At 62.2% G+C, this 15,424-nt stretch carries 14 protein-coding genes; 8 read left to right on the top strand and 6 right to left on the bottom strand.

From position 1 onward, the window contains the following. Positions 1-6: 6 nt before the first annotated feature. The 3 genes from C482_RS13480 to C482_RS13470 form a co-directional block, all read right to left on the bottom strand. Entirely contained in the window at positions 7-390 is a 384-nt protein-coding gene (locus C482_RS13480) for a hypothetical protein (protein ID WP_006168196.1), read from the bottom strand. Between the two features lie 141 nt (positions 391-531). Further along, complete coding sequence (locus C482_RS13475) at positions 532-1,416, bottom strand: CAP domain-containing protein (protein WP_006168195.1); 885 nt, start codon at positions 1,414-1,416, stop codon at positions 532-534. A gap of 46 nt (positions 1,417-1,462) precedes the next feature. Beyond that, the gene (locus C482_RS13470) at positions 1,463-1,834 is read right to left on the bottom strand and encodes a lycopene cyclase domain-containing protein (protein WP_006168194.1); all 372 of its coding nucleotides are present in this window, start codon (positions 1,832-1,834) and stop codon (positions 1,463-1,465) included. Positions 1,835-1,938: 104 nt separating this feature from the next. Here C482_RS13470 and C482_RS13465 point away from each other — a divergent pair, with 104 nt between their 5' ends. The 3 genes from C482_RS13465 (at position 1,939) to C482_RS13455 (ending at position 5,060) form a co-directional block, all read left to right on the top strand. Continuing rightward, positions 1,939-3,096, top strand: a complete 1,158-nt coding sequence (locus tag C482_RS13465; protein ID WP_006168193.1) for a CBS domain-containing protein — start codon at positions 1,939-1,941, stop codon at positions 3,094-3,096. Between the two features lie 186 nt (positions 3,097-3,282). Continuing rightward, complete coding sequence (locus C482_RS13460; protein ID WP_006168192.1) at positions 3,283-4,212, top strand: ABC transporter ATP-binding protein; 930 nt, start codon at positions 3,283-3,285, stop codon at positions 4,210-4,212. Further along, entirely contained in the window at positions 4,209-5,060 is an 852-nt protein-coding gene (locus tag C482_RS13455) for an ABC transporter permease (protein WP_006168191.1), read from the top strand. Before C482_RS13460 ends, C482_RS13455 begins: the two co-directional genes overlap by 4 nt. Before the next feature lie 33 nt (positions 5,061-5,093). Here the strand turns inward: C482_RS13455 and C482_RS13450 are convergent, their stop codons facing one another. Beyond that, the gene (locus C482_RS13450) at positions 5,094-6,344 is read right to left on the bottom strand and encodes a DUF418 domain-containing protein (RefSeq protein ID WP_006168190.1); all 1,251 of its coding nucleotides are present in this window, start codon (positions 6,342-6,344) and stop codon (positions 5,094-5,096) included. Between the two features lie 133 nt (positions 6,345-6,477). Further along, on the bottom strand, positions 6,478-7,263 hold the full coding sequence (locus tag C482_RS13445) for an AAA family ATPase (protein ID WP_006168189.1): 786 nt from the start codon (positions 7,261-7,263) through the stop codon (positions 6,478-6,480). 113 nt (positions 7,264-7,376) lie between these two features. On the opposite strand from C482_RS13445, the gene C482_RS13440 reads away from it, so the two are divergent. Then, complete coding sequence (locus tag C482_RS13440; protein WP_006168188.1) at positions 7,377-8,219, top strand: hypothetical protein; 843 nt, start codon at positions 7,377-7,379, stop codon at positions 8,217-8,219. 18 nt (positions 8,220-8,237) lie between these two features. Here the strand turns inward: C482_RS13440 and C482_RS13435 are convergent, their stop codons facing one another. Continuing rightward, on the bottom strand, positions 8,238-8,942 hold the full coding sequence (locus C482_RS13435) for a phosphatase PAP2 family protein (RefSeq protein WP_006168187.1): 705 nt from the start codon (positions 8,940-8,942) through the stop codon (positions 8,238-8,240). A gap of 361 nt (positions 8,943-9,303) precedes the next feature. Here C482_RS13435 and C482_RS13430 point away from each other — a divergent pair, with 361 nt between their 5' ends. From C482_RS13430 to C482_RS13415, 4 genes are all read left to right on the top strand, one after another. Next, positions 9,304-10,137 carry a hypothetical protein gene (locus C482_RS13430; RefSeq protein ID WP_006168185.1) on the top strand — a complete coding sequence of 278 codons (834 nt, stop codon included), beginning with the start codon at positions 9,304-9,306 and terminating at the stop codon, positions 10,135-10,137. A 310-nt stretch (positions 10,138-10,447) separates the two neighbouring features. Continuing rightward, positions 10,448-11,782 carry a MarR family transcriptional regulator gene (locus C482_RS13425; protein WP_006168184.1) on the top strand — a complete coding sequence of 445 codons (1,335 nt, stop codon included), beginning with the start codon at positions 10,448-10,450 and terminating at the stop codon, positions 11,780-11,782. 277 nt (positions 11,783-12,059) lie between these two features. Further along, positions 12,060-12,833, top strand: a complete 774-nt coding sequence (gene aglF, locus C482_RS13420) for a UTP--glucose-1-phosphate uridylyltransferase AglF (protein ID WP_006168183.1) — start codon at positions 12,060-12,062, stop codon at positions 12,831-12,833. 102 nt (positions 12,834-12,935) lie between these two features. After that, positions 12,936-15,398, top strand: coding sequence for a hypothetical protein (locus tag C482_RS13415; protein ID WP_006168182.1), 2,463 nt, complete (start codon positions 12,936-12,938; stop codon positions 15,396-15,398). Positions 15,399-15,424: the final 26 nt, after the last annotated feature.

The following is a 15,424-nucleotide window of genomic DNA, read 5'->3' as shown; positions in this document are numbered from 1 at the left end:
CCGAAGCTACGTCTTGCAGGGTTGCGCTTGTGTTGGACACACTTCGCGCACCCTGCTGCTTCGTACGTGACGCTTTCTATGACACACTCCGCTACTGCTATCTGACGATGACTCGTCCGAAGTCTCGGAGGGCGAATCCTCGCTGTCGTCAGGAGTGTCGGAGTCGGACCCACCACTGATGTCTATGCCGGCGTTTGTCGTCTCGCCGAGGGAGTTGAGGATGTCGTCAACGCTCTCTTCGGAGACGACACGCTGGGGACCGCCGCTCGGCTGAAAGGGATCGTCGGTGCTGGTGCCGTCGGGTGGACTGTCACCGGTATCAGTCTCGGAGTCACCGGTGGCCGGCTCGTTCTCGCCTGCCGAGTCGGGCTGCACTCGGTCGTCGCTCATTGTCCGACTCTGCTAATGCCGTGACCATAATCGTTCCCCTGCCGGTTGCATTGATCTCTGGTCAGTCACACATTGTAACAGGAGATTGGAGGGTCAAGTGGTACACGCTCGGTTCCGCTTGGAAGCTCGTACCGCGCCCGCTTACCACTCCAGACAGAAATTGTGCGACGCGTACACCGCACCATCCTCCGCGATGTAGACGCCCACACCGCCGCGATTCCAACCGAAATCGCTGTGCTCTTCGAGGATCGCTTCGCGGTGCTCCGTCGAGTTCATCCACTGGTTGACCAGTCCGGTTGCGAGTCCTTCTGCCGTCTGGTACTCGACGACACCGCCGTTCCCGCTCGACTCGACCCGGCGATCGACCCACGTCATCGCGATATTCTCGCCGTAGGCTCGACAGTAGTTGTCCACCTCGGTAAACCGATCGTACGGCCCCTCACCGTCTGGATTTGTGTGTGCAAAGTACTCGCGCTCGTTCATGTCCACGCTGTGGGCGCGCGACACCGAGGCGACTGTGCCGTCCCACTCGAGTGGCCCGATCCCGTGGTCGGCTCGGCGCTCGTTGACCTCGGCGTGGACGAAGTCCTCGACGTCACCGGAGGTGATGGTCTCAACGTCGGTGTCGTAGCTCGACTGGCCGGGGTCGCCGGGATCTGTGACGGCGGGGTTGCGCTCACCTGCTGGTGGCGGTTCCGTGCTGGGTGCGGGCCGGTCGTTGAGTGGCAGATCGCCAATAGAGTCGATAGAGTCGATAGAGTCGAGATCGTCGATGACAATTGGTGCCAGGACGACCCCACCGGTGAGGAGCGCGGTGATGAGGAGTGCGGTGACGAAGAGTCGGGCGAGGGTTCCGAGGATGGAACCGCCGTTCGATTCGTCGGAGTGGGTCGGGGCATTCGGTGGGGTAGCGGACGGTGTGTCGGAGTGGGGTGGGCCAGTTGACGAGGTCGTGGTGCGTGTCTCGGCAGCGGACGAATCACTGGGTGACTCCCACTCGTTCGGTTGCTCGTCCCGTCGTTCCATTCACTTTGACTATCGGGTGCGAGTAATAAGACAGCCCTGATCGGTCTCACCCGGTGATACCTGTGCTCGTCTCGTCCACTGCCGTTGCGTTCGGTATCTCTTCGTCTCCCTCGTCGGATCCGTCGCCGAAGATCGTCTCGTGAAAGCCGATCACCAGCCCGGGAACGACTGCCATGAACAGGTGCTCCTCGAGTGGAATGCCGGCAACGTCGATCCCCGTTCGCAGCTTGATGTCGAAGACGCCGATGGCGAGAGTGTAGCGATCCCACAGATAGGCGATCGGGTACAGTGCGAGGATCGTCACCGCGGCCTTCCGGAGTGCGTTCGCGCGGTAGAGCAAGGCGGCGGCGATGGCTCCCCAGAACAGTTCGGTCGCGAGGTAGGTGTAGCGGCCAAGCACGCCGATGTTTGGCACCATGCTCGCTCGACACCGCGGTGGGACAAAACGGTTGCTCGTGTCCCCGCCCGGCCAAAACGGGCGGTATGTTCAAAACCCTTGATGCAGTATACCCATTCGCAAGGATGAATATCGCTGATATCGCCACCCAGGACTACATCGAGGTTAACGTCGGAACGCGAATGGGGAAGGTCCGTTCGACGTTCGAGGACGGCAACCCAAAGGGAATTATCGTCACGAATGACGGGGACTACGAGGGCGTCATCAGCGAGCGGGAGGTCCTCCAATCTCACGTCGAGGACGATGCGAAGGTCGCAGCACTCACGAAACCGAGTCGGAGCACGCCGGCCCCTAAGGTCGACCGACAAGAGGACGTTCGTGAGACCGCGCGCGTGCTCATCGAGAGCAACGCCAAGGTCGCGCCGGTGTTCGAGAACGACGAGCTTTGGGGCGTCATTACCGACGACGCGATTCTCGAGGCCGTACTCGAGAACCTCGACACGCTCACCGTCGAGGATATCTACACGTCCGACCCGGTAACCCTAGAGGAAGGCGACGGCATCGGCAAGGCAATCAACCACCTGCGTGAGCACGGTATCTCCCGAATTCCGGTGTTAAACGACAGCGGCTACCTCACCGGCGTGGTGACGACCCACGACATCGCGGACTTTGTCATCCGGAAGAACCACACGATGACGACGGGCGATCGGGGTGGTGATACGCAGCGCCTGCTCGACGTGCCGATTTACGACATCATGAACAGCCCGGTCGAGACGACCACGCTCGACACCACCGCAAAGGAGGCCGTCGAGGCGATGCTCGACCAGGACTTCGCGGGACTAATGGTCACGCCGGAGGACGACGACCGAGTCGTCATCGGCGTCATCACCAAGACGGACGTCCTGCGCGCGCTCACGTTCACCGAAGAAGAGCGGATGGACGTTCAGATCACCAATATCTCGCTGCTCGATACGATCACCCGAGAAAGCATCGTCGAGAGCATCCAGAGTGTCTCGGATAAGTATGCAGACATGCAGGTGGTCCACGCTCACGTCCGCTTCAAGGAGCACAAGGAGAAGCTCCGGGGGACGCCGCTTGTCCATTGTCAGATCCGGCTCCGAACGAACAAGGGGCAGGTCGCCGGCACGGGCGAGGGCTACGGCGCGGAGAACGCCTTCCGTGTTGCACTCGACAAACTCGAGCGCAATGTCCTCGAAGTCAAGGGTGTGACGAGCGATGAGGAGTACCGCGGGCAGTTGCTTCGAAAGCTGAACGAAATCTAGACGTGGGCTTGAGACGGCCTGCTGTGAGTCATTCCGGCGTATCCGGGCACGTCCGCCGGGTGCACCGGTAACTGGACACAGCATTCCGTCTGAGCGGACCTATTTTTGCCACAGTTGAACGGTCGCTCTCCGTTGAATTGACAGTCGAACACAAAGTCTATTAGCGATGGCTGTGGCCTCTGCTGTATGGCCGCCATCGAACTGCGCGGCGTCACGAAACGCTACGAGCGACGCGGACTCCTCCGTAGCAACACCGTGACCGCCCTCCACGACGTCGACCTGGCCGTCGAAGACGGTGAGGTATTCGGCTTTCTCGGCCCTAACGGAGCCGGCAAGTCGACCGCGATCGACATCATGCTCGACTACGTCCAACCGACAAGCGGAGCCGTCCGCGTGCTCGGTCACGACGTACAGACAAACAGCGTCGACATCCGGGAACGGACCGGCGTTCTCCCTGACGGCTACGATGCCGTCGGCGAGCGCACCGGCCGCGAACACGTCGAACTCGCCATCGAGTCCAAGGGGACCAACGACAACCCCGAAGCCCTCTTAGAGCGTGTCGACATGCTCGGCCCCGACGCCTACCCCGTCAAGCAGTACTCGAAAGGGATGGCCCAGCGACTCATGCTCGCGATGGCCCTCGTCGGCGAACCCGACCTGCTCGTCCTCGACGAACCCTCGACCGGGCTCGACCCCAACGGCGCACGCACCATGCGCCGCATCGTCCGCGAGGAAAACGACCGCGGCGCGACCGTCTTCTTCTCGAGTCACATCTTAGAGCAGGTCGAGGCCGTCTGCGACCGCGTCGGCATCCTCGACGGTGGCGAACTCGTCACCGTCGACAGCATCGACCGCCTGCGCGAAACCATCGGGGGAACTGCGCGGGTGACACTCGAGTGCTCGCAGGTTCCAAATGGGGCCCCTGATCGCATTGCTGCGATCGACGGCGTCGCCTCTGTGGAGACGAACGGGACGAAGGTCCAGGTTGCCTGCGAGAATCGTGCGAAGGCACCCGTCATCGCGGCGTGTCACGACTCGGCGACGGTGACGAACGTGTCGACGACAGATCCGTCGTTAGAGGATCTCTTCGCAACGGTGACCGGAGGTGGCGCATGAGCCAGCCAGGGTTCACCGAGCGATTGCTGTTGTTCGCTCGCGAGGACATTCAGGATTCGGTCCGGGAGCGTCAGGCGCACCTCTTGATCGCCATTTTCGCGCTCGTCGGTGGCGGACTCGCCTACGCTGGGGGGCAGACGGCCCAGCGTCGAGCGAGTCGGGATATTGGCCACTCTGTCGAACTGATGCCGCAACTGCTCGGCCCGCTCATGTTTCTCGTGCCACTGGTCGCGCTCGGTGTGGTCGCGCCGGCAATCGTCGAGAAGCGCTCGACGGGGGCGCTGACGGTGTTGCTCAGCCTGCCGTTCTCGCGATGGGTGGTCGTCCTGGGTACGCTCATCGGCCGGCTGGTCGTCATCACGACAGCAGCCCTCGTCGCGATCGCGATCGCAATTCCGATCGCCGCACTGTTCGGCGTCTCGGTCGATCCCACGCAGGTGGCTGCAGGTATCTTTGCGATCGTCCTCCTCACGGTGACGTTTACCGCGATCTCGGTGTCGATCTCGGCCATCTCGCGAACGTCGACGCGGGCATCGTTCGCCGCCATCTTCGCGTACGTCCTCTTTATACTCCAGCTCTGGTCGATGATCCCGATCTACGTCCTCTCGGGCTTCCAGATGCCGGAGACGACGCCCACCTGGGGAGAGGTGCTCAGCGCGTTGAACCCGATGGCCGCGTTCAGTAACCTGCTCGCGGCGATTCCGGAACTGGCTGACATCGGCATTCACGCAACTGCAGAGAATCCGGCGATCTACGAACAGCCGGCTGTCGCACTCCTCATCCTGCTCGCGTGGATCGTGTTGCCGATCGGTGCGAGCTATCTGCGATTCCGGACGACTGACCTCTGAGTTCTGCGGACCTGGCACCGATCGCGATTTGTGCTATCCGTTGCGTTTCTCTGCCGACTCCGACCCACCACTAGATACCCGAAGCGGCGGCATCGACCTGTACGTCAGCGCCCGCCAGAGCCACTCAATCGGCCCGTACCGAAAGTACCGCAGCCACAGCACCGACAGCGGCACCTGCACTGCCCAGATGGCGACCACAATGGCGAGCAGTTCGACTCGAGTAACCGCGCCGAACAGCCCGAGGCCGTGGCCGTAGAAGATGGATGTAGCGAGCACCGTCTGCAAGAGGTAGTTACTGAACGCAGTGCGGCCGACAGCGGCGAACCATCGGGTCGCGAGGCTGTCGGGCCGCCACTTGCAGTACCACATCACGAGCGCGAGGTAGGCGGCGGCCAGCGGGAGGCTGCCCCAGTAGTTGAACTGTCGCCAGAGGAGCGCGCCCTCGACGCCCCAGTCGTGGGCGTGGATGTACGCGACGCCGGCCAGGATCACGGCGAGGCCGCTAACAGCGCCACCGACCGCCAGTCGGGCGTAGAACTGTGCGGAGCGCTCGTTCGTCATCACGCCCCACTTGAACAGCGCCATCCCGAGGAGCATCACGCCACCGACGCGCCAGGCGGTGTAACCGACAAAGTCAGTGGTTTGGCGTCGGAACGATGTCGACGCACGGTGGTCGAACTGTTCGATCCAGCCGCTTCTGTACGTCTCGATTTCGGCTCGAAGGACCGACTCGGTTGGCCGCCACGTGTCCGCGACCGCGCTCGGATCTGCTGTCAGCGCTGCCAGCACCTCAATGAGCGACGGCACTGCGATAAGTCCGATTCCGATAGTGGTCAGCGTTCGTGCGGGCAGATCCCGAAGGACGAGGACGCCGAACGCGCAAGCACCGTACGCGACGAGAATATCGCCGTACCAGAGCAGATAGGCGTGGGCAAGCCCGAACAATACGAGCCAGCCAAAGCGACGTGCCGACAGCACTGCCGCAACGTGTTCCGTCGATTTCGAGCGGGCACTCTGCGTGAACAGGATGATTCCAGCCCCGAACAGTAGCGTGAACAAGGTGATGAACTTCTGCTGGGCGAAGACGTGCGTCCCGAACCAGGCCCAGTAGTTCCCACCGGTAAAATCGCCGTGCACTGTCGGGTTCGACAGGCTCGCCTCCGGCATCGAAAACAGCCAGATATTGACGAGCAAGATTCCGAGCAGAGCGACCCCGCGCAGCGCGTCGAGGGCGACGATCCGTTCCGAGGGCGGCGTCGGTCCGTCCTCGGCGCGTTTACTCATCGCTCACCCCTTCTCGCCTCACGATAAAAGCGGTGTGTCTTTGCGTTGTGACCTGGCGCTATCGGTATTGTGATGTCCCGTTACTGTCCCTTTCTCAGTTCTAGTTCTGGTCCCAACCCTGGCCCCGACACCACTACCGCGGCGTCGGCTCCGCCTCACCTTCGACGCCCGAATCCGTAATCTGGAACTGTGAACTCTCACCCACCGGCTTCGAGCGGTGCTTCTCGAGTGTCGCCCGGCGCTTGCCCCCACGGAACCTGTCCAGCCGGAGCACGACACCGGTCCAGTGCTCGAGGGTATTGCCACCGAGTGCGCGCGTGCGATCCGATTCGGGGTCCGAGAACACCTGATTCGTGAGAACGACCGCGAGATTGTGCTTGCGCGCGAGCGAAAGCAGGTGTGTCACCTGTCGGGTGACGCTTCGCAGCGCCTCGCCGTCGCTGCCCTCACCGGTTCGCTCAAGTCGATAGAAGCCGGTCGCGCTGTCGAGGACGATTAGATCCGCGCGCTCGGCGAACTCCTCGGCGTCGCGGACGGCCTCTGCCTGCTCTTCGAAATCGAGTGCGTCCTCGATGACGATTCGCGAGGCGACAGTTTCGACGTCCGGTGTCGATTCTGGGTCGGACTTGCGTGCCCCAGCTCTGTCGTCTCTTGCGACGGCGGTGGTGTCAGTGTCGGTACTGGCGTCGTCGACGCGTGCGGTGAGCAACTGATCGAATCGGTCGACGGAGACGCCCTCGGTGTCGATATAGACGACGGTGCCGCCGCCGACAGCTGTTTCGACGGCAGCCGAGAGCGCGAGATTCGTCTTGCCCGCGGCTGGCGGGCCGTACAGCTGCGTCACGGTCCCGCGTTCGAAGCCCCCACCGAGTAGCTCGTCAACCGGCCCACAACCGATCGGAAGTGCCGCGTCGTTCACGCTTGGAGTTCGGTCTGTTCGGGCAAAAAGCCCCCGAAACCCGGTTGACACGCGGTGGCAGCCACCGGCCCGCCGTCGAACACGTTTATTCGAGCCGGCAGCGAAGACAGCGTGTGATCGTCGTTGCGACAGCGGATTTCGAAGTCTATCACGGCGTCGTCAACGAACTGCGCGAGCGTGGCACCGAGTTCACGACCGTCGAACCGGACGCCGCGTTACCGGAGCAGACGGCCGTCGTCATCACGGGCGCAGCTTCCGCTGACGAGTTCGAAGGTTGCCAGACCATCGTCGCTGACCCGGAGGACCCTCGGCGCGCGGTTGACCAGGCGCTGACCGCAGTACGAGGCACTGGTGGCCGAACCATCGTTGGCGTTGATCCCGGCCGTAAACCGGGCATCGCCATCCTCGCGGGCGAGATGGTTGTTGCCGCGTTTCAGGTCCCGCTCGCCGACGCCGTCGACGTCATCCAGCGCGAGGTGAGCGACGCGCCCGAGCCGGTCGTCCGGATCGGTGACGGGGCGCGCCTTCAGAGCTCGAAACTCGTCAACGAACTCGAGGACGTCCAGGTTGAACTCGTCGACGAGACGGGGACAACGCCGTATCTCGGCACCGGCGGCCGTGGCATGGAGGACGTGCTGGCGGCGGTGAACATCGCCCGACTTGAGGGTGAGGTGGTCGACGCGCGGGACATCGAGCCGACGGCGGGTGAACTGCAGGTTATCAAGGATCGGTCGCGCGAGCAGAGTCGGACGAATCGGGCGATCGACGAGGTGCTCGCGCGCCGGGTCGCAGCGGGCGAGCTGACGATCGAAGAGGCGCTGGCCGAGCACCGGACAGATAATTCTGATGCAGAGAGCGCAGATGCGGCAGTCGGTGCAGACGGGGAGCCAGGATCAGGAATCGGCGAGAATGGTTCTTCGTCAGTTTCGGAGGACGGCACTCGAGAAGACGAGTAGCAAGTCACCTCGTGTTCATCACTGCGTCATCGAGGTCCAGATGTCTTGGACACGCGGCTGGGTGCTCACCCACCAGGCGGCAGCGCCGCCGACACAGCCCGCGAAGGCGAGCCAGCCGTCGGTCTCACCGCCGGTGATGAGGAGTGCGATCGTCCCAAGACCGACTGCGCCGGCGAACATGGGCGCAGGCTGTTCGTTCGTGAGCTGTGCCGCGAGATAGAGATAGCCGAGTCCGAAGGCGACTGAGGCAAGCACGTCGACGAGGAAGTGGACGCCGAGTGCGAGCCGCGAGAACGCGACGATCCCGATGATGCTGGCGGCGACGAGTGTGCGTCGCCGGGTCGTCGACCAGCGGCTCCAGATCGCGAGTGCGCCCCAGAGGACCGTCGCAGCCATCGTGTGTCCACTCGGGAACCCATCGCTCTCGCGTGGGACTGCCTGAAGCGACTCCGGTGGGCGCGCGGAGCCAAACGCCATTTTGAGCACCAGTGTCAGCGCGAGGCCACCGAGCACGACCGCCAGCACGAACGCGGTTCGATCCGGGAGCAATTGGTTGGTATCGCTGGTGCTGGCGGCTTGATAGGCTCCGGCTAGGGCGAACAGACCAAGTACACCAACAACGCCGAACTCGTCGCCAAGCAGTGCCGTCACCTCGAAGATCGGGACGGTCCACTCCGGAAGCGTGTTGCGGACGAGTTCGGTCACGCCGAGATTCCGGCTCATGGGTGGCTGGTGGGTGCTCGAACCGCCTGCGGCTCGTCTCGCTGGTGACGTTGAACCATCGTAGTGCCCGTCGATACGAGCGCCGTAACGTTAATTCTTCGAACTGTTCGGGAGGTGTGGGTCGTGTTCGTGTGCCAGACGAGTGGGTGCTTCATCGTGATGATGTATCGCCAACCGGTGCGTTCAAACTGCTCTGCAAGTCTCGCCATCGACACAGGAAACCTGCCTTCGTGAGCCTGGAATTCCGTGTGCCACTGTCGCGGGGTAACCTTCACCCTCTCGGCGATAGTAGCATCGTCTGATTCTACGCTGGTCACTCGGGCGTCGTCTGTGCCGTCCGAGTGAACTCGGAGACGATGACATGGCCCCCGAACTCACCCACTTCCTCGCCGGTGCGACGCTCGTTCTCCTCGCAGCAGCGCCGCTTGCCTTCCGTGGCTACCTCAGACGCCGCCATCTCTGGCTGGTCGTTCTTGGCGGACTCTGGGGGATGTTTCCGGACATCCACTACGTGACTCCCGTGTTCCAATCCGAACTGGCGGCACTTCACGACTCGCGCTGGGCGGACCTGTTCGCCTTCCACTACACACTCGACCAGCCGCCGTTCGACACGCGCGAACTCTTGAGCATCGCCGCCTCGATCGTAACCTTCGTGATCGCCGTCGCCGTGTTCACCGCTGCAACCGCCGTTGGCGACCATGACAGCCGCAGGCGACTGCCGCGGTACGGACTGCTAGCGCAACCGCTCGTGCTCGGCTACGCCGCCGGAATTATGGGCCTGTTCGGTGGAATCGCCGTTGGTGCTGCTCTCGTCTTGACAGGGCGACTCGAGTTGGTCGCCGAACTGGTGGGTCGTGAGAGTACAGCTGCAGGCTGGTTAGTCCTCTTCGGTGGGTGTACTGTGGTGAGCGCCGGGTTCGCGATGGGGATCTCGCTACTCAACAGGCGCTGGCACGTGCTACGGCCGGGACCGTCGTTGCTGCTTGGCGTCTGTTATGGACTCGGTGTCTGGCTCGTGGCTGTCGTGTTGGCGTTGCCACTCTGGATGCGCATCGTGCTGGGTCTCCCTCGTCCGATCCCGTACCTTCACGTGTTTAGTCTGGTTGTTCTGGTTGGCTTTGGCTTGCTGATTGGCCTCGCCTATCCACCCGTCTGGCGATTCATTGTGCTGCCGCTTGTGGGCAACCGATCGTGAGAGTGAGAAGCGAACGAGTGATCTGTCAGATGTGGCTGTAGTTGCTGTTTAACGGGTCCGTCGCTGAACTTGGCTGTATCTCTGCAACTCCTCCCGCTCGGAATTCCTCCGCAGAAACGCGGAGGTGGGTGTTACTGAACACTTTGCTCTGGTCCTGTTTTTCATATCCTTTTGAAAGTGTTCTTCCACTGAGAAACTTATAACAGGCCGGTCGATGTCAGATATGCTAACTCAGACTGTTCCATTGGTGAGAATGAGCAACTCAACATCATCACCCGTAGCCAAGAGCACGCATGGCACTCGAAACCGGATGCCTCGTGCCATCCTCCACAAGAAGGTCCTTGACGTTGCCGCCTCCCGACCGGACGCCTCGCTTGAGGAACTCGCCGATGACGTCAGCGGTGCAACCGTCTCAATCGTTGAGCAAGTACTCGAGGAGTTCGGTGACCCAGGCGAGTCAGCAGACGAGGGCGAAGACGAGGACCAACGCACTGCAAAACTAACCACCGACCAGGATTCGGACGACGGTTCGGGGGAGACACCTGTTTCCACGGATGGCGCACCAACAACCTCAGACACAGCCGACGATTCGACGATGACCACCGACAACTCGACGGACGTGACACCCGACGAACCGACCGATCCAGCCACGCTCACACCGCGCCAACGCGAGACGCTTCAGGAGATCGCCGCCCGGCCCGACGCAACACAGGCCGCACTCGCCGAGACGCTCGAGGTCACCAGCGCGACAATCAGCCAGCGAGTGAACTCGATCGACGGCTTCGAGTGGTCGCGCCGGCGCGAGTTCGTCGCGGACCTGTTTGACGACGAGGGCGAATGCGAAGGTGAGGGCGACGGCGACGACGAGGACAAGGACGAGGACGAGGACAGTGCAGTGGAGACAGTTCGTGATCACGAGGATGATCGCCAGTCCGAATCCAGCGCTGAAGACGGTGCAGATGACGAGGGGCTACTCGAGTCCGAGCCGAACTCGGCGGCGAACGGGAACAGGATTGAGAACGAGGGTGGGGCGGAGTCCGTGGACGGCGACACTGATAATTCTGCGTCGGAGGCTGTCGATACAGCTGACGATGGAACTGGACAACAAGTGGTTGCATCTGAGTCCGACGCTGGGGCTGGAGCAGGGAGCGAGCGCAGTGACGACGACTCCACCGGTGACACGTACGACTCACGTCGGTTCAGTCGCCAGGAGACACCGGCTGACGAGCCGACGGAGACGGCAGACTCCGCTGCAGGTTCCGGGTCGGAGACGGGTGCGAGGATGGGAATCAGTTCAGGGCAATTTCCAGGTACGGCCACGGGTACAGACACCGTCTCCACCTCCGGAATAGACGCTACTACTGAGACGAAGACTGATACTGCTGAGACTGAGACCGAGACTGTCACCGCTATCAACAACCTCGCAACTACCATCGCCACACTTTCTGAGCAACTCGAGTCACTCGAGTCCACCATGCGTTCGCCATCATCCGATCGACAGGACTGTCTCGCTGATCCAGAGTTCGCACACAAAGTTCTCCGTGCTTGCTTCGATGCCGATCACATCACCGAGGAAGACGAGGTGCGGCTGCTGCGAGATATCGCTGGAGAGGGTGGGGACTCGAGTTCGGGTTCCACGGAGTAGCGATCTTCGTGATAAAGATAGCAAGCGCATACCTCCGTCTTCAGGCGGAGGTCAAGCTAGTACTAGTTCGGGGATAGAGCGCTAGTACTAGGACTACTGTCTCAGTAGCGCCACCGTCGAGGGGTTGTCGCACTTTCAGAGTATGAATCCGTCGACGAGTGTGACTGTTCACTGTTCGTCCTAGTGTCTGCTGCAAACCCGAATACACACCGTTTTGACGGGTATCCAGCATGGACAGGGAGTGGCTATTTATCCCGGTCCGAAGTGGGCAGTGGCTATGCAAGCGGTCGTTCTCGCAGCCGGAAAGGGGACTCGTCTCCAGCCGCTCACCGACGACAAACCAAAGGCGCTCGTCGAGGTTGACGGACGGCCAATCATCGAGGATGTCTTCGACAACCTCATCACGATCGGTGCGACGGAGTTGCTCGTCGTCGTCGGTCATCTGAAAGAGCAGTTGATCAACCGCTACGGTGACGAGTACCGCGGCGTGCCGATCACCTACGCCCACCAGCGCGAGCAGTTGGGACTCGCCCACGCCATCCTCCAGGTCGAGTCGCTCGTCGAGGACGAGTTCATGCTCATGCTCGGCGATAACGTCTTCCGGTCGAACCTCGGTGACGTGGTAACGCGCCAGCGCGAAGACCGCGCGGATGCGGCGTTCCTGGTCGAGCAGGTGCCCTACCAGGAAGCCTCACGGTACGGCGTGCTCGATACGAACGAGTACGGTGAAATCGTCGAGGTCGTCGAGAAGCCCGACGATCCGCCGTCGAATCTCGTAATGACCGGATTCTACACATTCACGCCCGCAATCTTTCATGCGTGTCGGCTCGTCCAACCGAGTAACCGCGGCGAGTACGAACTCTCGGACGCGATCGATCTGTTGATCCAGTCCGGGCGGACGATTGATGCGATCCGGATGGAGGGCTGGCGCGTCGACGTCGGCTATCCCGAGGACCGAGATCAGGCGACGGCGTTCCTGCAGGGTGAGAAAGTCCCGCCAGCGGAGGTTTCTGGACCGTCCGTTAGCGCGCCGGAACTCGAGACTGACTGACTGAACCGGTCCGGTGGTTGGTGCCCGATCACCCGCTGTTGGTTCCGAGTAGAGGCAGTTTTCTCACAGTCTTTATCGGTTCCCACGAAAACGTAGTGGCTAATGGCCGACGCCGACGACCCGGCTCCCCAGTCGATCGCCGACGCAACAGCGTCGTTCGTCGAGGAGTACGACGACGGAGCAGCAACACTCGAGACCGTCCTCGCTGTCGACGACGACCACGAGACGTGGGAGTTCTCGGCTCTGCCGCTCGACTCCGGGACGTTCGGCGAACTCGTTTCCCGCGAGATTGTCGTCAAAGACGATGGGGAGTACCGCGTCTCCAGTCGCGACGGTGTGCGAGCCGGGTTGACTGGCGAGGAACTCACCGATGAGAGTGAGTCCACATCGGTTTCGCGTGATTTCACCGAGGCCGTGGCTGTCGACTGGCGGGCGGCCGGTGCACTTGCGGGGGCGCTGGTCTTCCTGTTCGCGATGCGGCTGGTAAACTACGGGTCGGTATTTCGCGGTGAGTACGTTGTCTCACCAGGGAACGACCCGTACTACTACCGGTACTGGATGGACGAACTGCTTGCTGAGTCGGACGGAGTAACTGATTGGGGTGTGGTGACGTCGATGCCTGATGGTGCAGCCGGGTTGCGTCCGCTCACCCATGCCTCGAACTGGTTTTTCGCCGAACTGCTCGGCGGCGATCAGTGGGCAGCAGATATGGTCGCTGCCTGGCTGCCTGTGGTTGCGACGCTGGCGCTGGGTGTCGTCATCTACTGGCTCGCTGTTGTCGTGACGGACGACGTTCGCGTCGGCGTCGCGTCCGTCGTGTTGCTTGCGCTGACGCCAGTTCACGCCGTCTACTCCGGCGTGGGCTTTCTCGAGCACAGACTGTACCAGTACTTCTGGCTCGGTGTGACGCTGTTGGGACTCGCGTGGCTGGCGATGGATCTCCGACGGCGGCGGGCGGCTGCACCGACGACACGGGACGCGGTGTTCGGTCACTGTCGGTCACCGTGGGCCTGGTTCGCCGCCGTCACGTTCGGTGTGGCGCTCGCACTCTCGGCCCACGCCTGGGGTGGCTCGATACTGATGTACATTCCGGCGGCCGGCTACGTCGGCATGAAAGCCGCACTTGACGCTCGTGAGGACGTTTCGCCGGTGCTCGCGAACGCGCCTCTGGTTGGTGGACTCGTCGTGAGTGGGTCCCTCGCCGCGTTCTTGCACCTCCGCTGGGGCTGGCACGAGTCGTTCATTGCCGTCGTTCCGGCAGTTGTGGTGGTCGGCGCACTCGGTGTCGTTGTGATCGGCGAGGGCTGGCGACAGCTCGACCCTGGCATTCCCGTTAGCGTGTTCGTTGGTCTTCAGGTCCTGTTCACTGGGGTGGCTCTCGCAGCGTTTCGGTCGCTCTGGGCCGAGGAGTGGAGCCGGCTGCGAGAACGCGCTGACGATGTGTTCTTCCGGGAACACCACGGTGCAACGGAGCTACAGTCGCTGTTCGCGACGGAAAACTCGATCATCCTCGAACCGCTCGCCCAGCTTGGAGCGACCTTCTACCTCGCAATCGTCGTCCTCGGCTGGGCGATCTGGCTGACCAGCCGTCGGTACGAGCCAGCGTGGCTGTTGCTGTCCGTCTACACGCTGTTCTGGCTCGCCCTGGCCGTGTTTCAGGTCCGCTTTGCTGCCCAGCTCGCGGTTCCAGTGTCCGTTCTTGGCGGCCTCGGTCTTGTTTCCCTTCTCGCGTGGGTCGACCTCGCCCGACTGCCGCGTCCGTTCAGGACAGACGGTGGCGATGATCACGACGGGACCGCGAGTATCCGTCGGGCTGCAGCCGACGGCGGAGATCCCGAGCCCAGTATCATCGTCTCCCGTGAGTGGCGAAAGCTCGCGATGCTCGCCTGGATCGCTCTGCTTGTCTGTGGGATGAGTCTACTCTTCGTCCCGTCACTGAGTGCCCAGACCGCCTACGGTGATGCAGAAGTCGAAGCGACGGCCGCAATCGAAGGGCACGCACTCGAAACCGACCGAGAGTACCCCGACAATTTCGTGTTGAGCCCGTGGGGTGACAACCGGATGCACAACTACTTCGTGAACGGCGAAGCCAGTAGCTATGGTTACGCTGCAAACAACTTCGGTGAGTTCCAGGCTGCAACCGACCCGGACGACTGGTACGACCAGTTCGAGGACCGCGTCGGCTACGTCGTCCTGTCCGGCTCGCCAGAGATGCCCGCCGAGACGGCACAGACACAACTCCACGGGAACTACAGCGCTGGCGAGAACGAGACCGATGGACTGGCGCACTACCAGGCTATCTACCTTGACGATGAGGCCTCTGCCTTTGCTGTCGTTCCCGGCGCGACGATCGCCGGATCTGGCGAGGCTGGTGAAGACTTGTCTCTCGAAACCGAAGTTGCCGTCTCGGACGAGACGTTCACGTACGAACGAACGGTGGCAGTCGATGAAGACGGCTCGTTCTCCGTGACAGTGCCGTACCCCGGCGAGTACACTATCGGTGACAACGAACGTGAGGTCTCGATGGCTGACGTAGAGAACGGCGAGCAGGTCGTACTCGAGTAGCGACGGGCGTGGTACGTGATACGCAC

This window comes from Natrialba chahannaoensis JCM 10990 (assembly GCF_000337135.1).
In the GTDB taxonomy this organism is placed as follows: Archaea; Halobacteriota; Halobacteria; order Halobacteriales; family Natrialbaceae; genus Natrialba; species Natrialba chahannaoensis.
This window is presented reverse-complemented; position numbering and strand designations above follow the sequence as displayed.

Bases quoted from the DNA above. Each gene is read 5' to 3' on its own strand.
- C482_RS13470 (WP_006168194.1), bottom strand. From the start codon at position 1,834: ATGGTGCCAAACATCGGCGTGCTTGGCCGCTACACCTACCTCGCGACC.
- C482_RS13425 (WP_006168184.1), top strand. From the start codon at position 10,448: ATGCCTCGTGCCATCCTCCACAAGAAGGTCCTTGACGTTGCCGCCTCC.
- C482_RS13450 (WP_006168190.1), bottom strand. From the start codon at position 6,344: ATGAGTAAACGCGCCGAGGACGGACCGACGCCGCCCTCGGAACGGATC.
- aglF (WP_006168183.1), top strand. From the start codon at position 12,060: ATGCAAGCGGTCGTTCTCGCAGCCGGAAAGGGGACTCGTCTCCAGCCG.
- C482_RS13480 (WP_006168196.1), bottom strand. From the start codon at position 390: ATGAGCGACGACCGAGTGCAGCCCGACTCGGCAGGCGAGAACGAGCCG.
- C482_RS13430 (WP_006168185.1), top strand. From the start codon at position 9,304: ATGGCCCCCGAACTCACCCACTTCCTCGCCGGTGCGACGCTCGTTCTC.
- C482_RS13415 (WP_006168182.1), top strand. From the start codon at position 12,936: ATGGCCGACGCCGACGACCCGGCTCCCCAGTCGATCGCCGACGCAACA.
- C482_RS13460 (WP_006168192.1), top strand. From the start codon at position 3,283: ATGGCCGCCATCGAACTGCGCGGCGTCACGAAACGCTACGAGCGACGC.
- C482_RS13475 (WP_006168195.1), bottom strand. From the start codon at position 1,416: ATGGAACGACGGGACGAGCAACCGAACGAGTGGGAGTCACCCAGTGAT.
- C482_RS13455 (WP_006168191.1), top strand. From the start codon at position 4,209: ATGAGCCAGCCAGGGTTCACCGAGCGATTGCTGTTGTTCGCTCGCGAG.
- C482_RS13435 (WP_006168187.1), bottom strand. From the start codon at position 8,942: ATGAGCCGGAATCTCGGCGTGACCGAACTCGTCCGCAACACGCTTCCG.
- C482_RS13465 (WP_006168193.1), top strand. From the start codon at position 1,939: ATGAATATCGCTGATATCGCCACCCAGGACTACATCGAGGTTAACGTC.